Genomic DNA, 2,624 nt, shown 5'->3' with positions numbered 1-2,624 from the left:
ATATGTAACACATAATAACGATGTTACATTTTGCATATATAAATTACATTTGTAATTATGGAAAGGGGATGTAGTAAAAATAATTAAGAAGTACTTGCAGATACATACAGGATAATAGTTCAGTCATAAAACGCAAGAAATGAGTTTAAGTTTTGTTGATAAAAGGGTGATTTAAGATGTACAATAGACCTATCAAGAGAAACTAAAGGAGATAGGTTTATGAAAAGCGAAAACATGTCGGAAGAACTATGGAATGAATATCGAAGAGTTGCTTACTATTATTATAAAGAGGGACTGACGCAGGAAGCTATCGCAAAAAGAATGAAAATGTCACGTCAACGGGTAAATCGAATCGTCAGTGCCTGTGTAGAACTCGGAATTGTAAAAATTTCAATAGAAGATTTAGACAAATGCAATCTTGAATTAGAAGCAAAGCTTGAACAGAAATATAAGCTAAATGAAGTCAGAATCATAGACAATATAGTAGATGAAAGTATGATACAGGAACTGGGAATTGCCGCCGGAAGTTATCTGAAAAGTATTATTCAGGAGAAGGATATTATCGGTGTGACCAGAGGAAGAACGACAGCTGCCATGGTTGATAACTGGATTCCGATGTCCCCCTGCCCGAAAGACCTTACAGTAACTCAGTTGATTGGAAGCAGCAAAGAACAGGATTCACATATGGGAGTAGACAGACTTGTTTATCGTCTTGCCGAGATACTCAATGCCAAGGAGTCTATTGTGTATGCTCCTGTAATCTTACACAGCGAAGAGTTAAGAGAGTCATTTACGAATGACCCATATTTTCTGGAAGCCTATAATGTGATTAAAAATTGTACGATAGCTGTGGTAGGTATAGGAACTGCACACAGTCAATGGAAGCATATGGTTTCTCTGTACGATTCAGACAATGATGAACAAGTGAAGTGGGCTTCGGATGTTGTGGGTGAAGTATGTACACATTTCTTTGACAAAAATGGAAATGTTGTTATTCCACCGTTCAGAAACAGAATCCTTTCTATTACATTGGATGATTACAAAAAAATACCGGTTCGAATTGGTGTAGCAGGAGGCGTGGATAAAGTAGAAGCCATTCGTGCAGCACTGAAGGGCGGGTATGTGAACGTATTGATTACTGACTTGCATGTGGCAGAATTACTGGCAGAATAATCAGGGGTGGGATTAATTCCGCCCTGACAAAAGAAGGAAAGGAGAACTATCATATTAGTGATTTCCCTTTTGCATTGGTGTGGTAAAAGTGAAAGTATATGTCAAATAGTAATCAGGGTGGTTCATTAGGATTATGGACTTGTGTGGCAATGATTGCCGGTGGAATGATTGGAAGTTCCATTTTTTCATTATCAGGTTTAACAATCACATCCGCTGGTCCTGCAGCGATTTTAACATGGGCAATTGCAGCTGTTATCATGTTATGCTATGGGTTAGTGTGTGCGGAGCTGTCAACACGATTCCCAAAATCAGGAGGTGTATTCGTATTCCCTTCCAAAGCACTTGGAAAGACGGAAAAACATGGACAAATATGGGGCTGGATTTCAACATGGGGTTATATTAATGCAAATATTGTAGCAATTGCATTTGCGGCAATCTATGTAGGAACATACTTAAGTGTTGGGTTCCCTGTTTTTGCAAATATGCAGATTCCATTAGCTATTATTTCAGTTATATTTATTTTTGCTCTGAACAGTGTGAAGTTCTCAACAGCAGGAAAAGTAAACAATATATTAGTATTAGGTCTTGTAGTTGCGATGTTTATTTACATTGGGCTTGCTTTTGGAAGTGGTGCATGGGAAAGTGCAGCTTTAACACCGTTTTTTTCACAGGGAGCAGCGGGAAACACAGGTTTTCTTGCAATGGTTCCGACAGCAATGACAGGATACGGATCTATTGTTGCAATGGCATTTATGGTATCTGAGGTAAAGGACCCAAACAGAAATGTGCCAAAATCAGTATTGATCGCAATGATCGTTGTTTTGACTTTATATCTGGGAATTATTTTTGCAACTGTGGGTATGGTTTCAGCCGGTTTCCTTATGGAGAATCCGGGAATGCAGTTTATTCCGTTATATGCAGCAGCATTTACAAAGTTGGCAGCTTATCCATGGGTATCCAAAGTCATTTCAATTGCAGCATTGCTGGCACTTCTTACAACAATGCTTACAGTCATGTCTTTGACTTCAAGAGCAATCCAGGCATCTGCTGAAAAAGGAATTATGCCAAAGAAACTTGCTGAGAATAACAAAGCAGGTGTTCCGGTTTATGCGTCAGTTGTTGTTGCAGTTCCATGTATGGCTATTTCCTGCTTCCCGCAGTTTACATCTACAATTGTAAGCTTTGGAGCGTTATTTGCAGCGGTAACAATCAGTATTAATATTATTTCTTTATTAGTTGCCAGAAAGAAGTTTGAACTTCCGGAAGGTGCATTCAGAGCTCCGGGTGGTAATCTGCTTCCGGTAGTTGCACTTGCATTGATTATTATCTGTTATATTCCGGATGTAATCAAAGGTGGATGGTTGATCTGGGCATATTCTGTTGCATGGTACATTGTAGGAGTCATTTTCTACAAAGTTAGAACAAAGAAGAACCAGGATATGGAATAATAC

Annotated in this window: 2 protein-coding genes; both read left to right on the top strand. The window is 38.8% G+C overall.

Annotated elements, in window-relative coordinates:
* Positions 1-219: 219 nt before the first annotated feature.
* Entirely contained in the window at positions 220-1,173 is a 954-nt protein-coding gene (locus JQM82_RS14995) for a sugar-binding transcriptional regulator (protein WP_235251208.1), read from the top strand.
* 98 nt (positions 1,174-1,271) lie between these two features.
* Entirely contained in the window at positions 1,272-2,621 is a 1,350-nt protein-coding gene (locus JQM82_RS14990) for an APC family permease (protein ID WP_235251207.1), read from the top strand.
* Positions 2,622-2,624 lie beyond the last annotated feature (3 nt).

The sequence above is a fragment of the Faecalicatena contorta genome, from assembly GCF_021531995.1.
GTDB classification, from domain to species: domain Bacteria; phylum Bacillota; class Clostridia; order Lachnospirales; family Lachnospiraceae; genus Dorea_A; species Dorea_A contorta_A.
The sequence above is the reverse complement of the archived record's forward strand: the minus strand, read 5'-3'. Positions and strand labels throughout refer to the sequence as shown.